Origin of the sequence: Vibrio sp. CJQ_6 (assembly GCF_043106745.1) — a bacterium.
Lineage (GTDB): Bacteria > Pseudomonadota > Gammaproteobacteria > Enterobacterales > Vibrionaceae > Vibrio > Vibrio furnissii.
Map to the genome: position 1 here is coordinate 828,768 of NZ_JBICMV010000008.1, position 19,567 is coordinate 848,334.

Below are 19,567 nucleotides of genomic sequence, written 5' to 3' on the forward strand. Positions count from 1 at the left end.
CAGCTACCATGCTCGATATCAGTGATTGAATTCCAGTGGAGACCTTGAATGAAGCGAATTGGCCAAGAAGTATCGGACCTGATCCATCGCGGTTTAGATTCTCACGTGCGTTTGGCGGTGACGGGGCTATCTCGCGCCGGGAAAACGGCGTTTATCAGTTCTCTGGTTAATCAGCTTTTGCACACCTCAACGCACGACAACTTGCCGCTTCTGGCCGCCGCGCGTGACAAGCGCATCATTGGCGCCAAACGAGTGCCGCAGACCAACTTAATGGTGCCGCGCTTTGGGTACGACGAAGCGATGGAACAGTTGCACAGCCTGCCGCCGCAATGGCCGGTGCCGACTCGCGATGTCAGCGAAATCCGGTTGGCGATCAAGTATCAAAGCAAGCGCCGCACGCGCAAACTCATCAGCGCGACGTCGACGCTTTATCTCGACATCATCGACTATCCGGGCGAATGGCTATTGGACTTGCCGCTGCTGGAACTCGATTTCGCGACGTGGTCTGCGCAGCAGTTTAATGCGCTGCATGGCACGCGTGCTGAATTGGCGAAACCTTGGCTGGCGGCGCTGGAGACGCTCGATTTAGATCAGGAAGCGAACGAAAAGACGCTGGCGCAGATTGCTGAGCTGTACACCGATTACCTGCATCAGTGCAAAGATCAAGGGTTGCATTGGGTGCAACCTGGGCGTTTCGTGTTGCCCGGTGAGTTGGAAGGCGCGCCAGTGTTGCAGTTCTTTCCGTGTCGCGACATCAGCAGTGACCGCAAAACAGTGAAGCACTCGATGCTTGCGCTGCTCAAACAGCGTTATGAAGAGTACCAAAACAAAGTGGTAAAGGCGTTTTACAAACATCATTTCGCCACCTTTGATCGTCAGATTGTGTTGGTGGACTGCTTGTCGCCGCTCAATGAAGGACATGAATCATTTATGGATATGCGCAGCGCCATTGAGCAGATCATGCAGAGTTTTCGCTACGGCCGCAGTGGCATGTTGAGCCGCATGTTTGCACCTAAAATCGATAAAGTCTTGTTTGCTGCGACCAAAGCTGACCACGTGACACCGGATCAGCACCCGAATATGGTGTCGCTGCTGCAACAGATGATTCATCCCGCGTGGCAACATGCCGCATATGAAAACATCGAGATGACCTGCATCAGCATGGCGTCGGTGCGCGCAACGCAATCGGGCTACATCGAGACGCCTCACGGAAAAGTCTCGGCGATTCAAGGGGTCACGTTGGGAGGGGACGCGCTCACCATTTATCCGGGCGATGTCCCGAAAAAGCTGCCAAATCCGAACTATTGGCAACAGAGCCAATTTGATTTCACGGCGTTTCGCCCGATGGACAACAGCAGCGACGAGCCTTGCAAACACATTCGTCTGGATAAAGCGTTAGACATTTTGATTGGAGACAAACTGAAATGAGCGAATTAAAAACGAAGCAAGTGTTCAGTCAGCCGCTGCAAGCAGATGAACCTCACGTCGAATTGAATGCGCAGCAACAGTTTGCTTCCACCGAGCGGTTTGTACCCACGGTGACGGAAGAGAGCGAAACAGCCGTGGAATCGCAGCTAGAACAAGTGATTCGCCCCAAACGGGGGCGCAAGTGGTTTGCCGTGACGCTGCTCAGTACATTTTCCGGTTTAGTGGCGTGGCAGGCCATCGATAATGTGGTGACGTCGATTCAAAGTGCCGATTGGCTCAGCTTGGGCTGGGCGGGTTTCATCTCTGTGTTGGCGGGGCTTGGCGTGAGCGCAATGGGAAAAGAGTTGTGGAAACTGCGCAAACTACGCCACCATTTCTCGGTGCAAGAACAGGCTGAGGCGCTGATCACCACCGATGCGGTGGGACATGGTCAGGCGTTCTGTGAGCAGATTGCCAAAGCGAGCGGCATTCAAACCAAAAGCCCGGCTTATCAACGTTGGCAGAGCAGCCTCGACAGCAGCCACAGCGATGCTGAAGTGCTGGAGATGTACGACGCGATGGTATTAAGCGAACAAGACAAACAGGCGACCCAACTGGTGTCGCAACATGCCACCGAAGCCGCAGCGTTGGTGGCCATCAGCCCGTTGGCGATCGCCGATATGTTGCTGGTGGCGTGGCGCAATTTCAAAATGATTGATCAGCTCGCCGATTTGTATGGCGTCGAGCTGGGGTATTGGTCGCGTTTGAAATTGTTTAAAGCGGTGCTGGTGAACATGGCGGCAGCGGGTGCGAGTGAGCTGGCAATTGATGCCAGCATGGATCTGCTGTCGATGGATTTAGCCGGTAAAATTTCTGCGCGCGCAGGGCAGGGATTGGGCGTGGGTATTTTGACTGCGCGGCTGGGCTTGAAAGCGATGTCGTTACTGCGCCCACTGCCGTGGCACAAAGAGCGCGCGGTTAAATTGAGCGCCATTCGCAAACAAATCGTGGCAAAAGTCACGGCGCTTACCGTCAAATAAGCGAAAGTGCGACCTGAAACAAGAGATTGCTTGACGCCCTAAAGGCCTTGATAGAAACTACTGTCAACTTTTCGTGACACTTTCTGATTAGGATACCATTCAGTGCGTCTTGAAGTCTCTTGTGAAGACAGGCTCGGGTTAACCCGAGAACTGCTCGATATTCTCGCTTCGAAAAACATCGATTTACGTGGAATTGAAATCGATGTGATCGGCATTATTTACCTCAACTGCCCTGACATTGATTTTGAAACCTTCAGCGAGCTGATGGCGGAAATTCGTCGTATTCCGGGTGTCAAAGATGTTCGTAAAATCCAGTTCATGCCCATTGAACGCCACAACACCGAACTGATTTCGCTACTCAACAATTTGCCGGATGCGGTGCTTGCTATCGATCTCAAAGGGTCGGTGGACATGGCAAACCACGCTGCGCTTTCATTGTTTAACAAAGAGTCGCAAGAGATGATCGGCGTTCATGCATCGACATTGCTGCCCGCATTCAACTTCGCCCGTTGGGTGGATGGCAGTAAAGCGCGCGTGCGTGAAGACGTGGTGTTGGACGGCTTGGATTACGTGATGGAGTTGATGCCGGTCTACATTACCGGGGAGTCGAAAGAGTCAACGTTGGCGAGCTCGATGATGATCATTCGCCCGGCGTCAACGCATGTGGTGGCGAACGATCACTTGCCGCTGCACAACAACCTCGGCTTCGAACATTTTGTTGGCGTATCAAACCGCCACAAAGCGTTGATGAATCACGCCAAAAAACTCGCCATGCTTGATCAACCGCTGTTGCTGGAAGGGGAAACTGGTACGGGCAAAGAAATGTTGGCGCGTGCGTGTCACAATCGCTCCAACCGTGCAGGCTTACCATTTTTGGTGTTGAGCTGCGCGTCCATGCCGGATGATGTGGCGGAAACTGAACTGTTTGGCCATGCGCCCGGTTCGTTTAACCATCAGCAGGGTCACAAAGGCATTTTTGAGCAAGCCAATGGCGGCACCGTGTTTCTCGATGAAATCGGAGAAATGAGCCCCCACTTGCAAATCAAATTGTTGCGTTTCTTGCAAGACGGCACCTTCCGCCGTGTGGGAGAAGAGCACGAAGTGCACGTCGATGTGCGCGTGATTGCGTCAACACGTCACAATTTGGCGGAGCTGGCTGAATCCGGAAAATTCCGCGAAGATCTGTTTTATCGCCTCAATGTCCTGACACTGCGCATTCCACCATTGCGTGAGCGCCCGAGCGACATTCAACCACTGCTAGAACTGTTCATTGCCAAACACAGCAACAAATTGGGCATGATGAAGCCGAAGCTGGCCGACGATTTGCTCGATCAACTGGCACAGTATCAATGGCCGGGCAACATGCGTCAGTTGGACAACATGGTGCTGCGCGCGCTGACGGAAATGCCGGATGGTTTGCTGACGGTCGATTACTTCCATTTGCCACAGCTTGAAACGGTGGCAACGGGCACGGCCAACATCAATTTGGACGGCTCGCTCGACGACATCATGAAGGACTACGAAGCGCAGGTGCTGGATCGCCTGTATCAATCGTTCCCGTCGAGTCGTAAATTGGCGAAGCGCCTCAATGTGTCGCACACGTCGGTGGCGAATAAACTGCGTGATTACGGGATTAAGAAACGCTAATGGATGGATACAACACCTCAGGTCATGTCTACAAAGTGGATGGTGAGATTATTTTGCGCACGGCGGATTTTGATGACGCTGCGCGCATCACGCACTATTTCATCACCAACCGTGACTACCTCCAACCTTGGGAGCCCAAGCGTGAAGAGGCGTTTTTCTCAGAGCTAGGCTGGCAGCAACGCCTGATTAAGCTGCAAGAATTGCACAAAATGGCGCTGGGGTTTTATCTGTTGATTATCGATGCCGAGAGCGATGACATGCTGGGCACGATATCGTTTAGTAACATTTCACGCTTTCCGTTTTATGCGTGCAATGTGGGGTATTCGTTGGCTGAACACGCTCAGGGAAAACACATCATGACACGCGCGCTGAAGATGGCGTGCGATTACATGTTCAATGAGCAAAAGATGCATCGCGTGATGGCGTCTTACATGCCGCACAACACTCGCAGTGAAGCGGTCTTGCAGCGGCTCGGTTTTGTCATTGAAGGTCATGCCAAAGATTATCTGTTGATCGATGGTCAATGGCAGGATCACAACCTCACCGCTTTGGTGAACCCCAACTGGAAGGAATAACATGCCGTCACGAATGCAGCAGCAGTTGAACTTAGTGCTGGAATTGGATCGTCTCAAAACGGTGTTGCGTCGTACACGCGTGAAAAGTGCCGATGGCCGATTGGAAAACAGTGCCGAACACAGCTGGCATGTGGCGATGATGGCGCTGTTGATGCAGGAACACGCCAACGCGCCCGTTGATATTCACCGCGTGATCAAGATGTTGTTGATGCACGACATGGTGGAGATTGATGCGGGCGACACCTTTGTTTACGATACCGCCGCGTCTGCACAACAAGCTGAAAAAGAACTCGCTGCCGCGCAGCGTCTGTTTGGTATGTTGCCTGCCGACCAAGGCGAAGAACTGTTTGGCTTGTGGCGTGAATTTGAAGCGGCACAATCGGCGGACGCCAAGTTTGCCAAAGCGCTGGATCGCCTGATCCCGATGATGTTGAATTATCACAATCAGGGCCAGAGTTGGATCGAAAATGGCGTGTCTCGCCAACAAGCACTGACCGTGAACCGTCGCATTGACGAGGGTTCACATGCGCTGTGGGAATACGCACAGCAAATGATTGAACATGCCACCGAACAAGGTTGGCTTAAAGCCTGAAGGACATTTCATGTCGTATTTGCCTTTGGATCAGTACCAAAGAAAATGGATTTTTACTCATCAGTCTATGCCCGTTCCGGCGCAGGACCTCGAACAGATTAAACCCATGTCCCAGATGCGCGCCGCGCAGTTTTGGAAAGAAAACTTAAGCCCACAAAGTCCGGACGCAGAACGTTTTAGTTCGCAGGATTGGCCAAGCAAAGCCAGTAACTGGTGCGCGGAAGTGGATTGGATGAGCGAGTGGGAGAGTGATGACCCCGCGCTGCCCCAAGCCATTTTGGATCACATGGATTGGCAAGATGACGTGACCGTGTATTTTTGCTACGAAAAATACAACGTGATTGAGACCAAATGGTCGGTCTTCAAACGTCATTGGAAAAACTTCCTGTTTTACGATGATGGCCCCATTCTGCTGGGGCGCCGCCGCCAACAAGCCTTGTGGTTTCATACCGATGGCACGGTCAAAATTGGCCAACACAACGATTAATAAAAAACCGGCTCAGCGCCGGTTTTTTATCGGGTTTAGAAGCGGTTGCAGGCTTTTACAACCGCACGTTGTCACGATTATTCCTGCGTAATAACGACTTTCCTTTTTGTCGCAGAGAGCGTGCTGCCCATCGATGCGCTGATGATCAGCAAAATTGCTGCCCATTGCGACCAAGCAAGTGTTTCGCCCAAAATCACTAAGCCTGCCATAGCGGCAATGGCCGGTTCCAAACTCATCATCACGCTAAAATGCTGTGTTGATAAACGGCTCAGCGCCATCATCTCTAAGCTGTAAGGCAGGGCGCTCGACAGCACCGCGATGGTCAATGCCATGGGTAAAATCGACCACGTAAACAGCGGGCCAGTCGCTAAACTGGCGCCAATCGGAAAGTAAATCACGGCGGCAATGGACAAGCCAATCGCCACGGTTGCGCCGCCGGAACCCACCGAGCCCGCGCGCTGACCAAACCAAATGTATCCTGCCCAGCAACCCCCGGCCGCCAGTGCCAGTGCCACACCAATCGGATCGAGCGCATCGACGCCAGACATGTCCGGCAGCAGCAATGCCAGTCCCGCCACAGCAAGGGCAATCCAGATGAAGTCACGTTTTTGGCGGGATGACAGCAACGCCAGCATCAAGGGGCCGGTGAATTCGAGCGCGACGCCAATGCCCAATGGAATCCGTTCCAGTGCAAAGTAAAACGACATCTGCATGCCGCCCAAACTTAAACCGTACACCAACATGGCACGCCATTGCGGCACACTCAGGCGCAAACGCCAAGGCCGGAAAATCATCACCAGAATGAGCGCAGACAGCGCGATGCGCAGTGCAACCGTGCCGCCAACACCGACGACCGGGAAGAACTGTTTTGCAATCGACGCACCGGATTGAATGGTCACCATGGCGCACAACAGGCAACCAACAGCAAGCAACACCGGGGATTTGTTCAAAGACATAGACACCAAAAATAAATATGAAACAGGAGGCGCAGCGATTATGCCCCAAATTATGTGTGGTGAATAGAAGCCGCCGTTTCATTTATTTGACGGCCGCGAAAAGGGCGATATTTGCTAGCTGGAACGCACTTTTGAGCACTGCTTTTCAAAGTGCCGTTAATCATTGATCTAACGCCAAACTTTTGTTTTTTGCTGCCTGATAATGAATCCATTCGTTTGGAAAATCTGATTCAAGGCAGGGTGTTTTTTTCGCCGTGCTAAACCCTCAGGAAGAGAGCTTATGATTCGTCACTACCTCAAATACATTATCCCCATCATGGTGCCATTGTTGGTGTTAGCGTTGCCCCTCAGCGCGTTTCCTTTTGACGGGCTTACCATCATTCAGCAACGGGTGATTGCAATCTTCTTGCTGGCAGCCTTGCTGTGGGTGTTTGAGCCGATTCCGATTTATGCCACGTCGGTGGTGATCATTGTGCTTGAGTTATTGATGTTGTCGGACAAAGGTTTGGTGCTGTTTCGCTTGAATCAATCGGCGCCGGAATTTGGTGGCTTATTGCATTACAGCGACATCATGGCGACGTTCGCCAGCCCGATCATTATGCTGTTTTTGGGGGGATTCTTCTTGGCCATGGCGGCGACCAAATATCGCTTGGACGTCAACTTGGCGCGGGTGCTACTCAAGCCGTTTGGTCAAAATCCTAAATACGTGATGCTTGGGCTGATGTTGATCACCGGCGTGTTCTCGATGTTTATGTCGAATACGGCAACCACCGCCATGATGCTGTCAATTCTGACGCCAGTTATTGCAGTCTTTGGCCCTAAAGACCCAGGTCGCATTGCGTTTGCCTTGTGTATTCCCGTGGCAGCCAACATTGGTGGGATTGGTACGCCAATCGGCACGCCGCCGAACGCCATTGCGCTGAAATATCTGGTGGGCGAAAACCTGATTACCTTTGGTCAATGGATGGCGTTTGGTGTGCCGTTTGTGATTATCTTGATGACGCTGGCGTGGTTCCTGATTGGCTTTATGTATAAAGCGGAGCAGACCCAAATTGAACTCAGCATCAAAGGCAAATTCCTGAAAACACCGAAAGCGCTCGTGGTGTACGCGACGTTTGCCGTCACCATCATCATGTGGCTGATGGGTTCGCTACACGGCATGAACTCGTATACGGTGGCGTTGATCCCGGTCGCAGTGTTCTCGGTGACCGGCATCATCAACAAAGAAGATTTGAAGAAAATTTCGTGGGACGTGCTGTGGTTGGTGTCCGGCGGTATCGCGCTCGGATTGGCGCTCGACAAAACGGGCCTTGCCGAATTGATGGTGAACAGCATTCCGTTTGATCAATTCTCGCCCTATGTGGTGCTGTTTGGAGCCGCGTTCTTGTGTTTGCTGATGGCCAACTTTATGTCACACACGGCGACTGCCAACTTGCTGATGCCGATCATGGCAGCACTCGGCGCATCGATGGCTTCACTGGTGCCGCTTGGCGGCGAAGTGACCCTGATTCTGGTTGTGACCTTTGCCGCATCATTGGGGATGTCACTGCCAATTAGTACGCCGCCTAACGCGCTGGCACACGCCACGGGCCATGTGCAGAGTAGCCAAATGGCACGCATCGGCGTGATCTTAGGGGTAGTTGGCGTGTTGCTGAGCTTTGTGATGGTGTGGCTGCTGCATGTGTTGGGCCACATTGGTTAACGATCGGTGGTGAACGCACCAGGGTGAAACGTCCGTGAGACACAGTCAGTGGTTAAGTGAATGAACACACAGATGCACGCATTGGTTTTGCGCTATTTCTCCAGCCCGGAACGCACGCTGCGCCTTGACAGTGGTGCGGTGGTGCTGGAACAAAACGGCTACAACGACCGCCTTTACTATGTGCGGTCGGGGGAGTTGACGGGCCATTATCAAGAGAAAGAGGGCAAGTCGATTCGCGTTTTTTCCGCGTCGCAAGGCGCGTTCATCGGGGTGCACAGTTTCTTTTCGGGCAACTGGTTGGCATCGTCAACGGTAGTGGCGCAAAGTGAGGTGGAACTTGGCTGGATCGATCGCCGCACGCCAGTGGTCGATGAAGCCGATTACGGACCGCTCAGCACGCAATTCATGCCGGTGATGGTTGCCGAGCTGAATCGGCGTCAACGCCGCGCGATGCAGGAATCGGTTGCCAAAGAAAAAGCCTTGGAGCGCTTGCATACCGCCGAGCAGATGACGACTTTGGGTCAACTGGCTGCTGGGATTGCGCACGAGTTGAATAACGCGATTGGCGTGGTGAGTAGCAAAACCGAACGCTTAGAAACCTTGTTTTTAGAGCTGTTGGAAGAAGTACACCCCGAAGCGAGCCAATTTTTTGATTTTGGCTTAATGCATGGGCAGAAAGTGTCATCTAGCGAAGCGCGCGAACGGGGCTTGCGTTTTGAGCAGCAATATCATTTGCCGCGCAATGTGGCGCGTGAATTGGCACGTGCGGTGCCAGAACAGGCGTTGTCATCCCATTGGTTGAAGAACCCGCACTTGGCGATTCGCTACTGGCAAATGGGGCGCGACTTGCACGACTTGCGTTTGGCTTCTAAACATACGGTAGGCATTGTGAAGTCGGTGAAGCAACTTGGCCGCACAGAAATCAATTTAGATGAAGACCTCGATCTGAACGATACGCTCAACCGAGCATTGGCGCTGTTGCAAAGCGACTTACGCCGCGTGTCGGTGCGCATGCGTCCGGGTATTCTGCCGGTGATCAAAGGCTCGGTCACGGAGTGGGTTCAGGTGTGGGTCAACATCATCAAAAATGCCTGCGATGCCATGCAGACCACCGCTGATCCGGCCATCGATATTCATACTCGATACAGCAAACAGCGGCTCTTCATTACGGTCGCCAACAACGGCCCAGAAATTGACGAGGCAACTCGAAGAAAGATATTTCAACCCAGCTTTACCACCAAGAAAGACGGCTTGTCGTTTGGCTTGGGGCTGGGGCTCGCCATCGTGAAACGGATTGTCTCTAGTAACGGCGGCACGATTGTGGTGAAAAGCAATCACGACACCACCATTTTTAGGATCAAACTACCTGTCGAGGATGACTATGGAGAAGCTTAATATCATTTGCGTCGATGACCAGCGAGAAGTGCTGAGCGCGGTGTTACAAGATCTCGAACCGCTGGCAAACTGGCTGAACATTGAAGATTGTGAGTCGGCTTATGAAGTGCTCGATTTGATGGACGATCTCGATGCGCAGGGAGAACACATTGCGCTGATCATTTCTGACCACGTGATGCCGGGTAAAACGGGCGTTGATTTGCTCACGGAAGTGGCGCAAGACTCGCGTTTCAGAGGCACGAAAAAAGTATTGCTCACAGGGCAAGCGACGCACACCGACACCATCAATGCCATCAATACGGCTGGCATTGATCGCTATTTCGAAAAGCCTTGGCACGCCAAGACGCTGGTTGAGTGCGTGCGCAGCCTCGTGACCGAATATGTGTTTGAGCAAGGCATGGATTACACGGAATGGCATCACGAGCTGGACCAGAAAATCGTGCTGGCCCGTTTACGATGAGGCCCGCCGTTACATCACCTGACTGTAACGTTGGGAGATGATGTTTTTCACCTGACGCATGCGCTGTTCACATTTCGCCTGAAGGAATTGATGCAGCGCGCGCGTCGCGTGATTGAGCAAGCGCTTGTCAGCGCAAACCAAGTAGACCGGACACGGTTCCGATTGCCAATCGGGCATCAGGGGCACCAGTCGACCATCAATGATGTCCTGACTCACATCCAACAAGGATTTGTACGCCACACCGCGACCATTGATCGCCCAGCGGCGCACCACATCGCCATCGTTCGCACTGCGTTTACTTTTCACCACCACCGTGTCGGTTTCCCCCTCTTTCCAAAACGTCCATCGGTTGTGATACGTGTCAGACAGCATAAAACAGAGGCAGTGATGCGCCAGTAAATCGCTGGGTTTGGCGATGGCAGGTTTGTTCGACACATAGTCGGGGCTGGCACAAACAATACGCGTGTTGCACGTGCAAATGGGCAATGCGACAAAGTTGGAATCTGGCGGTGTGCCGTAGCGAATCGCCAAATCGATCGGGCGGTGATACAAGTTGGTGATGCCGTCGGAGAGATCCAAATTGATCGAAATGTTGGGGTACAGTTCGGCAAATTCATCCAGCCATGTCAGCAGTTGATTGCGGCCAAAATCGGACGGCGCGGAGAGGTTGAGCGTGCCGGAAATGTCTCCTTGCGCTTGCGCGATTTGATCGAGCCCTTCTTGAATGGTGCTGAGCGCCGTTTGGGTTTTTTGCAGCAGAATATCGCCTTCATGGGTTAAGCGTAAGCTGCGCGTGGAGCGGACAAACAGCGCGAATCCCAACTGGGCTTCTAAACGTTTGATGGTGGCACTGATGGCTGCCGGCGTCACATCTAAACTGTGCGCGGCTTGAGAGAAACTGCCCTGACGAGCGGTTTCGACGAAAATATTGAGATCGTTTAACGCTTTCATGTCGTGTCGCAAGTGGCGATAGCTGGGCGTATCACACCATAATTGATTGGCGATGAAAAGCGCCATTTCCGTTGAGGGGATGAAAACGGCGCTTAGAGAATAGCGAGATTAAGCGAGGAACTTAAGCTGGCGTGGCTGCAAATATTCAATCCAGCCTTTGTCTTGGGTTAATTTCACGAAGTGCTGAAAATGCTCGGTTTGTTCGTGTTGAGCCAATGCCGCTTCAGAACACCAAATTTCCTGCATCACAAACAAACCGGGAATGGATTCATCTTGAAACAGTTCGTATTGGCAGCAGCCATCTTCATTGCGTGATGGCTCAAGCAGCGCGCGCAAGGCGTGTTCAAGATTTTCCTCTTGTCCGTGGTTGGCTTTGATTTCAGCCATCAAATGTATTGTTGCCATGTTAGCACTCCGTGATGATTTCAGTTTCTGGCCAGCGCGATTTTGGCAGCTTGGCATTAAAGTCGTCTTCTGCGCGGTAACCCAGTGGTACCACCACTACGCTGGTCAAGCCTTTTTCACGCAGGCCAAACTCTTCATCCAACACTTTAAAGTCGACCCCTTCGATAGGCACGGCGTCAATCCCCAAAGTGGACACGCCCAGCAGAACGGTTCCCACGTTCAGGTAAACTTGTTTTTCCATCCAGTGCTGTGCATCTTTCAGGTCAAAACGGTGCATGTTGACAAAGAACGAGCGGCCATTGTGCATGCCTTGTTTGGCGTCTGCGTTGGCAAAGCGGCCATCTTGGTCTTCCACTTCAAGAAGATTGAGCAAGTACTCTTCGTCGATGTTGGTTTTGGCACAGAACACCAACACGTGAGACGCATTCAGAATTTTGGCTTCGTTGAAGATGTAACGATCGTGCGCAGATTTGGCGATACGTTGTTTGCCTTCTTCTGTGCTGGCAAGAATAAAGTGCCAAGGTTGTGAGTTGGTGCTGGATGGGCTAAAACGAATCAGCTCTTTAATTGCTTCAATGTGTTCATCGCTGATGCGCTTTGTGGCATCGAACGATTTCGTCGAGTAACGAGATTTTGCGTGAGCAGTAATATTCATGGATTGTTCTCATTGGACAGTGATTGGCCCAAAAGATAACGTCTTGATGAATAGGGAAAAAGAGTGTTTAGCTTGAAGGACTTTCAAAAAATTTTTGAAAATCGAATCCGCGATGGACGTCAATCGTCGCCATCGCGGGGTTGTGTTAGGGTTTGTCGCTGGGTTCTTGGATCTGATACAGCTTCGATTGGTGCGCATCGCAGGTGGTGTCGCAATCGCACACTTTGTCGACACCAACACTCGACAAGCCGCCGCAACTGCCTTGAATGGGTTTACGGCGCATCAATACGCCGATACTCATCAACACCACCAAGATGAGAAACAGACCAAAAGCGAGTAGGTAAGTCATCGATTGTCCTTAGCGGTGAATCTTTAGCACACGCTGTAATTTTTCTAAGGTACTCGGTTTGAGTTTAGTGACTGGCGCCGGTTTATGACAGCACGATCCCTGATGACCGCATCCTGAATGTCCTCCGCACGTCGATTTTGCTTTATTGATTGAAGGGCGCGCGTAACTCATGCTGGTCACGGGCGTGAGGCTGCGTTCCGTGAATTGGTCGAGGTCATTGAGGGCAGGGCTGGAAAACACAGCCATTTCTGACGCAAACAGATGGCGAAGCATCGATTCGCCAATGTTTCGCACCACCACCGCTTGCACGTGATGCTGTTGCAAGAGCGTGAGCAACGCGTTCTTTTTGCCACAAGACGTGTGGCGCTCATCGCGATCGAGCGTCGTCTCAATTAATTGTTTGGTCCCCGTTTCACTCTCAAACAGCAGAAACTGCGGGGCTTTAGAAAAATGGTTACTCAGACGTTGGTTTTGAACAGGCAGCGCGTACAGCATCTCTCAGCTCCTTAATGAATGAAGTGGTCTTTATCTTGCGCCAATAATTAGCATATGCCAATTATTATTTTTGCAAATTCATGTTGGCGCGCCAATTTTGTAATTGCAGCGTGACCGGATTCAACATGACCGCTGTATCCGCGCAAGAATTGGCAAAGTTGGTGATGAAGAGCAAAGATACAGTGACGTGAACTGTATTTGTTTTTGTGCCAGCGCTAGAGTGTTTTGTAAACGTTACCAAATAAACCGGCACTTCATGCTCAAACCAAATCGGACCGGTAATCAAATACAACAGGACTTTGAAGAATGAGAACTTTTGCTCAGGTTATCTCAGCGAGAGAGTGGGAAAATCAACACGTTACACATCATCACGTACTGAACGCCCATGCGCCATTGCATGCGTATCACAGCGAAGAGGCGGCGCGAACAAAGCAGCCATCTGCCAATCAACGGGTGTTAAACGGCCTTTGGAAGTTTGCGTTGTACACCAATCCTGAAAGCGTTCCCTCTGCGGTGATTGAGACAAATTTCAACGATGTTGATTGGGCGAATATCGCCGTTCCGGGCAACTGGCAATGTCAGGGATTCGATAAACCGATATACACCAACATCAAATATCCGTTTGCAGATAACCCGCCGTATGTGCCGCAAGATAACCCAACCGGCATTTATCGCACCCAGTTTAGCCTGGATGAGCACAGCGAAGCATCGCGTTACGTCATCACGTTTGATGGGGTGAACTCAGCGTTTCATCTGTGGTGCAATGGCGAATGGGTGGGCTACTCACAAGACAGCCGTTTGCCCGCAGAATTTGATCTCTCCTCCTATGTGACGGAAGGGGATAACCAACTGACGGTGATGGTAATGCGTTGGTCAGATGGCTCGTATTTAGAAGATCAGGACATGTGGTGGCTGAGTGGCATTTTTCGCGATGTGACGCTCACCACCAAACCAAAGGTGTCAATTGCAGATGTCGAGATCAAGACCGAGTTGGATGCTTGTTTTCGTGACGCCTCACTCAACGTCACCACGTCGCTGAGTGAATGCACGTCGGCGTATCAAGTGGCCATTGAGCTATTTGATGCCCAAGGCCAGAGTGTGTTTGGCAAACGCCACGCGGCTACCGGACAACAGATCGTCGATGAAAAGGGCGCTTGGCAGGAACGCACCCAGCACCGAGTGCTGGTGGCGAATCCGCGTCAATGGAACGCTGAAGATCCGTACCTCTACCGGTTGGTGGTGACGCTGCATGACAGCGCGGGCGAATGCGTGGATTGCGAAGGATACGACGTTGGGTTCCGTCAGGTCGATATCACCAACGGTGTCCTGCGCGTCAATGGGCAGCCGCTACTGATTCGGGGTGTGAACCGCCACGAACATCATCCGGAATTGGGTCATGTGATGACCCGTGACAGCATGATCCAAGACATCATTCTGATGAAGCAGCATAACTTCAATGCAGTGCGCACCGCCCATTATCCCAACCACCCGATGTGGTATGAATTGTGTGATGAATACGGGTTGTACGTGGTGGATGAAGCCAACATTGAAACCCATGGTCAGTTCCCGATGTGCCGTTTGGCCGATGATCTCACGTGGTTGAATGCCTTTTCGCGCCGCATGACGCGCATGGTCGAACGCGACAAAAACCACCCGTCTATCATCATTTGGTCGCTAGGCAATGAATCCGGAATTGGTGCCAATCATCACGCACTGTATCAATGGACCAAACAACGCGATCCGTCGCGTCCGGTGCAATATGAGGGCGGCGGCTCCGACACCGCTGCGACGGACATCATTGCGCCGATGTATGCGCGAGTGGACACCGATCAGCGGCTGGCTTCTGATCCGGCGGTCACCCCCAAACTGGCGCTGAAAAAGTGGATTGGTATGCCGGGCGAGCAGCGCCCCCTGATTCTGTGCGAATACGCTCACGCCATGGGCAACAGTTTGGGTAATTTTCATCAGTATTGGGAAGCTTTTCGCGAGTATCCGCGCCTGCAAGGTGGCTTTATCTGGGATTGGGTCGACCAAGGCTTAACCCGCACAGATGAGCATGGTCAGTCATACTGGGCGTACGGCGGTGATTTTGGCGACGAAATTAACGATCGCCAGTTTTGCATCAATGGATTGATTTTCCCTGACCGCAGCGTGCATCCAACCTTATATGAGGCCAAGCAAGCGCAGCAATTTCATCAGATTGAACTGGTCAGCACCGAGCCGCTCACCATTCGTGTGGTGAGTGAGAACCTGTTTACGACGCCCCAAGAGCGTTTGATATGGCACATTACGGAACAAGGCCATCCCATTGCTCACGGTGAGTGTGACCTCACGTTGGCACCGCAAAGCGATGCGACGTTTGTACTGGCTGACACACTGCCGCCTGCTAAAATCGGACTGGATTATCACCTCAACGTGCGTGTCGAACTGGCGCACGATACCTCGTGGGCACCGCGCGGCCACGCGGTGTCGTGTCAGCAGTTTGAGTTGCCGGGTGTGTTTGGTTTGCCACTTGAGCAGGGCAATTTATCGGGCGTACCGAAACTTGAAAATGCGCTGAACCGCCTGAAAATTCATGCCCTAACGCAAACCATTGAGTTTGACACGCAAACCGGTGAACTCGATGCGTGGTGGGTGAATGGTGAGCAGCAACTGACGCGTGGCCTGCGAGACAACTTTTATCGCGCGCCGCTGGATAACGACATTGGCACCAGTGAAGCCAATAAAGTGGATCCAAATTCTTGGATTGCGCGCTGGGATGCCATGGGTTTACCGCACTTAAAACGCGAATGCGTGCAGTTTCGTCACCACCAGTTGAGTGATTGCTGTTGGATTGACGTGCGGTATGTCCACAGCTTTGAAGGCATGGCCGTGATTCACACCCAATGGCAGTACCACATTTATGCCGATGGGGAAGTGCGACTCAGCGTGGATGTGCAAACTGCGTCTGGATTGCCGTCATTACCACGTGTGGGGATTGAACTGGCGCTGGCCGATAAGATTGACGATGTCCGTTGGTTTGGTAGAGGCCCGCATGAGAATTATCCGGATCGCAAAACATCGGCGCACATCGGCGCCTATCAAGCTTCGGTGGCCGAGATGCACACGCCCTATATTTTCCCAAGCGACAGTGGGTTGCGCTGCGATGTGAAAGAGAGTGTGGTGGGTGGCTTTACGGTGACTGGGCTGCACCATTTGTCGGTCAGCCGTTATGACGCGCAAGCTGTTGCCAACGCGCGCCATACTCACGAGCTACAGCCCAGTGGCAAACTGTGGGTACGGTTGGATGCCGAGCACATGGGGGTTGGCGGCGACGACTCTTGGACGCCAAGCGTTCATCTGCAATATCAACTGCTCAAACGTCATTATTATTATCAATTCACCTTGGCATTTCGTTAAGCAGTGTCGCAAATTCAAGGGGAGCGGCTTGCTCCCCGATTGCACTCGCGCTACATTGTAAACGTTTACTTAATCCTGCGTCATGGCCGTCTCATTTCGTCTGAAAAATTCGATCATGACCCCCTGCGAAAAAGAGAACCGGATCTCGCTGTTACACTGTGTTACGTTGGCGGCTCTTATTTGTAATTAGCTTCAAAATATTTAAACAAAATTTTACATTTGGATGCGATTGCAACCAAAACATTAACTGCTTCACATTAATTGTCCTTTTGCTCACTATACTTGGCCAAGTAAACGTTTCCATGCAAGTTGCATTTCGATAACGTTTGTCCCCTACATCTATATAACAAAACAACAAATAGGACTTGTTCAATGAGAAAGTTAACTGTACTCGCGATGCTGACTGCCGGCATGGGCTTCGGTTCTCAAGCAATGGCTGACACCACCGTAGGTTTTACCATCTACAAATACGACGACAACTTCATGTCGGTCGTGCGTCAAGCGATTGAGAAAGAAGCAGCAGCAGATAGCAACACTCGCATCCTGATGAACGACTCTCAAAACAGCCAATCGATGCAGAACGACCAAATTGATGTCATGCTGGCTCGTGGTGTGCAAGCGTTAGCTGTCAACTTGGTTGACCCAGCGGCCGCGAAAACCATCATCCAAAAGGCGAAAATGGACGATGTACCCGTGGTGTTCTACAACAAAGAACCAAGCGCGGATGCGATGGCAAGTTACGACAAAGTATTCTACGTCGGTACGGACTCGAAAGAGTCTGGCATCATTCAAGGTGACTTGATTTCTCAGCAGTGGAAAGCAAACCCATCTTGGGACAAAAATGGTGACGGCGTGCTGCAATACGTGATGCTGAAAGGCGAACCAGGCCACCCAGACGCGGAAGCACGTACCACCTATTCCGTGAAAACCATCAACGAAAACGGCATCAAAACCGAACAATTGCACATGGATACCGGCATGTGGGATACCGCGATGGCAAAAGACAAGATGGATGCATGGTTGTCTGGCCCGAACGGTGCGAAGATCGAAGTGGTCATCGCGAACAACGACGGCATGGCGATGGGGGCAGTTGAAGCCCTGCGTGGCGCGGGTGCGAAAATCCCAGTCTTTGGTGTCGATGCGCTGAGCGAAGCGCTGGCGCTGGTGAAATCAGGTGACATGGCGGGTACGGTGCTAAATGACGCGGATTCACAAGCCAAAGCGACCTTTGAACTGGCGCGTAACCTGGCGGAAGGCAAAGAGCCAACCGCAGGCACCCAATGGCAAATGGTGAACAAAGTGGTTCGTGTACCTTACGTGGGCGTGGATAAATCGACCCTCGAATAATGCACGGATTTGGGGGAGGGCATGCGCGCTCCCCAATACCACTGTAACCAATCACCTTTACCCACGATGCAATCAAACGACACACAGATCATGCGCGATGGCATGAGGTCAGGTTTCGTTTGTTCATCGTCGGGAATATGTATCTAAGCGATATTTATTGGTTCTCGTTTAAAAACAGAAAAGTGATGTCATGGTCGATCAAACACATGAATTCCTGTTAGAAATGACAGGCGTGAGCAAATCATTTCCAGGCGTAAAAGCATTGGACCGCGTCAATTTAAAAGTACGTCCGCATTCCGTCCATGCACTGATGGGAGAAAACGGTGCGGGTAAATCGACGCTGTTGAAATGTTTGTTTGGAATCTATGAAAAAGATGAAGGCGATATTCTTTTCTTAGGAAAGCATATTAATTTCTCATCATCAAAAGAGGCCCTGGAATCTGGCGTTTCCATGGTGCACCAAGAATTAAACCAAGTAAAACAGTGTTCAGTGATGGACAATATTTGGCTTGGCCGTTATCCGAAAAAAGGCTTATTTGTCGATCACGATAAAATGTATCGGGATACCAAAGCTATTTTCGAAGAACTCGATATTCATATCGACCCGAAAGTGAAAGTTGCCACGTTATCGGTTTCGCAAATGCAAATGCTGGAAATCGCCAAAGCATTCTCTTATGACGCGAAAGTGGTGATCATGGACGAACCCACGTCCTCACTGACGGAAAAAGAAGTCAATCACCTGTTCACCATCATCAACAAGCTGAAAGAGAAAGGCTGTGGCGTGGTGTACATCTCGCACAAGATGGAAGAGATCTTCTCCATTTGTGATGAAATCACGATCCTGCGTGATGGCCAGTGGGTGGAAACGCGTCCGCTGAAAGGCCTCGATATGGATCAGATCATCGCGATGATGGTGGGCCGTGAACTGACGCACCGTTTCCCGGAAAAAACCAACACACCGAAAGACGTCATTCTGGAAGTGAAAAACCTGACTGCGTTGAATCAGCCGTCGATCAGCGACATTTCGTTTGACCTACGCGCTGGCGAAATTTTGGGCGTTGCGGGGCTGGTGGGATCGCGCCGAACCGACATTGTCGAAACCATTTTTGGCGTGCGCGAACGCAGTGAAGGGCATATTCAACTCCATGGCCGCGAGATGAAAAACCGCGATGCCCATGAAGCGATTCGCAACGGGTTTGCATTGGTGACAGAAGAGCGTCGCTCGACGGGCATCTACAGTAACTTGGACATTACGTTCAACTCACTGGTGGCCAACGTCGATGAGTACAAAACTCCTTATGGTCTGCTGAGCGACAAAAAAATGAAGAGCGATACGCAGTGGGTGATTGACTCCATGCGTGTGAAAACGCCATCGCATCAAACTTCGATCGGTTCTTTGTCGGGCGGTAACCAACAGAAAGTCATTATTGGTCGCTGGCTGTTAACGCAACCTGAAATATTAATGTTGGATGAACCGACTCGCGGCATTGATGTGGGCGCGAAGTTCGAAATTTACCAACTGATTCTGGAACTGGCGAAGAAAAATAAAGGCATCATTATTATTTCCTCTGAAATGCCAGAGTTATTAGGAATTACAGACCGTATTTTAGTGATGAGTAACGGTCGTGCCGCAGGTATTGTCAATACCAAAGAAACCACACAAAACGAAATATTAGAGCTAGCCTCTCGTTACCTCTAGGGAATG

The 19,567-nt window shown here is 51.5% G+C and carries 18 protein-coding genes; 12 read left to right on the forward strand and 6 right to left on the reverse strand.

Annotation, left to right across the window (positions count from 1 at the left end):
• Nucleotides 1-48: 48 nt before the first annotated feature.
• The 6 genes from ACF8PK_RS05940 (at nucleotide 49) to ACF8PK_RS05965 (ending at nucleotide 5,748) form a co-directional block, all read left to right on the forward strand.
• Nucleotides 49-1,428 carry a YcjX family protein gene (locus ACF8PK_RS05940; RefSeq protein ID WP_004725738.1) on the forward strand — a complete coding sequence of 460 codons (1,380 nt, stop codon included), beginning with the start codon at nucleotides 49-51 and terminating at the stop codon, nucleotides 1,426-1,428.
• Nucleotides 1,425-2,447 (forward strand): YcjF family protein, encoded by a 1,023-nt coding sequence (locus ACF8PK_RS05945; protein ID WP_143678956.1) that lies wholly within the window; start codon nucleotides 1,425-1,427, stop codon nucleotides 2,445-2,447. The genes ACF8PK_RS05940 and ACF8PK_RS05945 overlap by 4 nt, the downstream gene beginning before the upstream one ends.
• Nucleotides 2,448-2,549: 102 nt before the next feature.
• Nucleotides 2,550-4,094: a transcriptional regulator TyrR gene (gene tyrR, locus ACF8PK_RS05950; protein WP_004725743.1), complete on the forward strand. Its 1,545-nt coding sequence runs from the start codon at nucleotides 2,550-2,552 to the stop codon at nucleotides 4,092-4,094.
• The gene (rimJ, locus tag ACF8PK_RS05955; RefSeq protein ID WP_392440506.1) at nucleotides 4,094-4,669 is read left to right on the forward strand and encodes a ribosomal protein S5-alanine N-acetyltransferase; all 576 of its coding nucleotides are present in this window, start codon (nucleotides 4,094-4,096) and stop codon (nucleotides 4,667-4,669) included. The genes tyrR and rimJ overlap by 1 nt, the downstream gene beginning before the upstream one ends.
• A gap of 1 nt (nucleotide 4,670) precedes the next feature.
• Nucleotides 4,671-5,261: an HD domain-containing protein gene (locus ACF8PK_RS05960; protein ID WP_004725748.1), complete on the forward strand. Its 591-nt coding sequence runs from the start codon at nucleotides 4,671-4,673 to the stop codon at nucleotides 5,259-5,261.
• Nucleotides 5,262-5,271: 10 nt separating this feature from the next.
• On the forward strand, nucleotides 5,272-5,748 hold the full coding sequence (locus tag ACF8PK_RS05965; protein ID WP_143678957.1) for a DUF2947 domain-containing protein: 477 nt from the start codon (nucleotides 5,272-5,274) through the stop codon (nucleotides 5,746-5,748).
• Between the two features lie 77 nt (nucleotides 5,749-5,825).
• Here the strand turns inward: ACF8PK_RS05965 and ACF8PK_RS05970 are convergent, their stop codons facing one another.
• The gene (locus tag ACF8PK_RS05970) at nucleotides 5,826-6,704 is read right to left on the reverse strand and encodes a DMT family transporter (RefSeq protein ID WP_004725753.1); all 879 of its coding nucleotides are present in this window, start codon (nucleotides 6,702-6,704) and stop codon (nucleotides 5,826-5,828) included.
• A gap of 283 nt (nucleotides 6,705-6,987) precedes the next feature.
• Between ACF8PK_RS05970 and ACF8PK_RS05975 the strand changes: the two genes are divergently transcribed.
• The 3 genes from ACF8PK_RS05975 to ACF8PK_RS05985 all read left to right on the forward strand — a co-directional run bounded on the left by ACF8PK_RS05975 (nucleotide 6,988) and on the right by ACF8PK_RS05985 (nucleotide 10,261).
• The gene (locus tag ACF8PK_RS05975) at nucleotides 6,988-8,406 is read left to right on the forward strand and encodes a DASS family sodium-coupled anion symporter (protein WP_172475424.1); all 1,419 of its coding nucleotides are present in this window, start codon (nucleotides 6,988-6,990) and stop codon (nucleotides 8,404-8,406) included.
• A 72-nt stretch (nucleotides 8,407-8,478) separates the two neighbouring features.
• On the forward strand, nucleotides 8,479-9,801 hold the full coding sequence (locus ACF8PK_RS05980) for an ATP-binding protein (protein WP_392440509.1): 1,323 nt from the start codon (nucleotides 8,479-8,481) through the stop codon (nucleotides 9,799-9,801).
• Nucleotides 9,788-10,261, forward strand: a complete 474-nt coding sequence (locus tag ACF8PK_RS05985) for a response regulator (protein WP_014205019.1) — start codon at nucleotides 9,788-9,790, stop codon at nucleotides 10,259-10,261. Before ACF8PK_RS05980 ends, ACF8PK_RS05985 begins: the two co-directional genes overlap by 14 nt.
• A 9-nt stretch (nucleotides 10,262-10,270) precedes the next feature.
• Here ACF8PK_RS05985 and ACF8PK_RS05990 read toward each other — a convergent pair whose 3' ends face one another.
• The 5 genes from ACF8PK_RS05990 to ACF8PK_RS06010 form a co-directional block, all read right to left on the reverse strand.
• Complete coding sequence (locus tag ACF8PK_RS05990; RefSeq protein ID WP_038151421.1) at nucleotides 10,271-11,212, reverse strand: LysR family transcriptional regulator; 942 nt, start codon at nucleotides 11,210-11,212, stop codon at nucleotides 10,271-10,273.
• A gap of 108 nt (nucleotides 11,213-11,320) precedes the next feature.
• On the reverse strand, nucleotides 11,321-11,617 hold the full coding sequence (locus ACF8PK_RS05995) for a putative quinol monooxygenase (protein WP_014205020.1): 297 nt from the start codon (nucleotides 11,615-11,617) through the stop codon (nucleotides 11,321-11,323).
• A 1-nt stretch (nucleotide 11,618) separates the two neighbouring features.
• Nucleotides 11,619-12,272: an oxygen-insensitive NAD(P)H-dependent nitroreductase NfsB gene (locus ACF8PK_RS06000; protein WP_004725762.1), complete on the reverse strand. Its 654-nt coding sequence runs from the start codon at nucleotides 12,270-12,272 to the stop codon at nucleotides 11,619-11,621.
• Between the two features lie 145 nt (nucleotides 12,273-12,417).
• Nucleotides 12,418-12,621 carry a (Na+)-NQR maturation NqrM gene (nqrM, locus tag ACF8PK_RS06005; RefSeq protein ID WP_004725763.1) on the reverse strand — a complete coding sequence of 68 codons (204 nt, stop codon included), beginning with the start codon at nucleotides 12,619-12,621 and terminating at the stop codon, nucleotides 12,418-12,420.
• A 9-nt stretch (nucleotides 12,622-12,630) separates the two neighbouring features.
• The gene (locus ACF8PK_RS06010) at nucleotides 12,631-13,116 is read right to left on the reverse strand and encodes a NifB/NifX family molybdenum-iron cluster-binding protein (RefSeq protein WP_004725766.1); all 486 of its coding nucleotides are present in this window, start codon (nucleotides 13,114-13,116) and stop codon (nucleotides 12,631-12,633) included.
• Between the two features lie 306 nt (nucleotides 13,117-13,422).
• On the opposite strand from ACF8PK_RS06010, the gene ACF8PK_RS06015 reads away from it, so the two are divergent.
• From ACF8PK_RS06015 to mglA, 3 genes are all read left to right on the forward strand, one after another.
• Entirely contained in the window at nucleotides 13,423-16,515 is a 3,093-nt protein-coding gene (locus ACF8PK_RS06015; RefSeq protein ID WP_392440513.1) for a beta-galactosidase, read from the forward strand.
• Between the two features lie 372 nt (nucleotides 16,516-16,887).
• Nucleotides 16,888-17,862, forward strand: coding sequence for a galactose/glucose ABC transporter substrate-binding protein MglB (gene mglB, locus ACF8PK_RS06020; RefSeq protein WP_004725769.1), 975 nt, complete (start codon nucleotides 16,888-16,890; stop codon nucleotides 17,860-17,862).
• A gap of 190 nt (nucleotides 17,863-18,052) precedes the next feature.
• Entirely contained in the window at nucleotides 18,053-19,561 is a 1,509-nt protein-coding gene (mglA, locus tag ACF8PK_RS06025; protein ID WP_004725771.1) for a galactose/methyl galactoside ABC transporter ATP-binding protein MglA, read from the forward strand.
• Nucleotides 19,562-19,567: the final 6 nt, after the last annotated feature.

Bases quoted from the DNA above. Each gene is read 5' to 3' on its own strand.
- ACF8PK_RS05940 (WP_004725738.1), top strand. From the start codon at position 49: ATGAAGCGAATTGGCCAAGAAGTATCGGACCTGATCCATCGCGGTTTA.
- ACF8PK_RS05945 (WP_143678956.1), top strand. From the start codon at position 1,425: ATGAGCGAATTAAAAACGAAGCAAGTGTTCAGTCAGCCGCTGCAAGCA.
- rimJ (WP_392440506.1), top strand. From the start codon at position 4,094: ATGGATGGATACAACACCTCAGGTCATGTCTACAAAGTGGATGGTGAG.
- ACF8PK_RS05960 (WP_004725748.1), top strand. From the start codon at position 4,671: ATGCCGTCACGAATGCAGCAGCAGTTGAACTTAGTGCTGGAATTGGAT.
- ACF8PK_RS05965 (WP_143678957.1), top strand. From the start codon at position 5,272: ATGTCGTATTTGCCTTTGGATCAGTACCAAAGAAAATGGATTTTTACT.
- ACF8PK_RS05970 (WP_004725753.1), bottom strand. From the start codon at position 6,704: ATGTCTTTGAACAAATCCCCGGTGTTGCTTGCTGTTGGTTGCCTGTTG.
- ACF8PK_RS05980 (WP_392440509.1), top strand. From the start codon at position 8,479: ATGCACGCATTGGTTTTGCGCTATTTCTCCAGCCCGGAACGCACGCTG.
- ACF8PK_RS05985 (WP_014205019.1), top strand. From the start codon at position 9,788: ATGGAGAAGCTTAATATCATTTGCGTCGATGACCAGCGAGAAGTGCTG.
- ACF8PK_RS05990 (WP_038151421.1), bottom strand. From the start codon at position 11,212: ATGAAAGCGTTAAACGATCTCAATATTTTCGTCGAAACCGCTCGTCAG.
- ACF8PK_RS05995 (WP_014205020.1), bottom strand. From the start codon at position 11,617: ATGGCAACAATACATTTGATGGCTGAAATCAAAGCCAACCACGGACAA.
- ACF8PK_RS06000 (WP_004725762.1), bottom strand. From the start codon at position 12,272: ATGAATATTACTGCTCACGCAAAATCTCGTTACTCGACGAAATCGTTC.
- nqrM (WP_004725763.1), bottom strand. From the start codon at position 12,621: ATGACTTACCTACTCGCTTTTGGTCTGTTTCTCATCTTGGTGGTGTTG.
- ACF8PK_RS06010 (WP_004725766.1), bottom strand. From the start codon at position 13,116: ATGCTGTACGCGCTGCCTGTTCAAAACCAACGTCTGAGTAACCATTTT.
- ACF8PK_RS06015 (WP_392440513.1), top strand. From the start codon at position 13,423: ATGAGAACTTTTGCTCAGGTTATCTCAGCGAGAGAGTGGGAAAATCAA.
- mglB (WP_004725769.1), top strand. From the start codon at position 16,888: ATGAGAAAGTTAACTGTACTCGCGATGCTGACTGCCGGCATGGGCTTC.
- mglA (WP_004725771.1), top strand. From the start codon at position 18,053: ATGGTCGATCAAACACATGAATTCCTGTTAGAAATGACAGGCGTGAGC.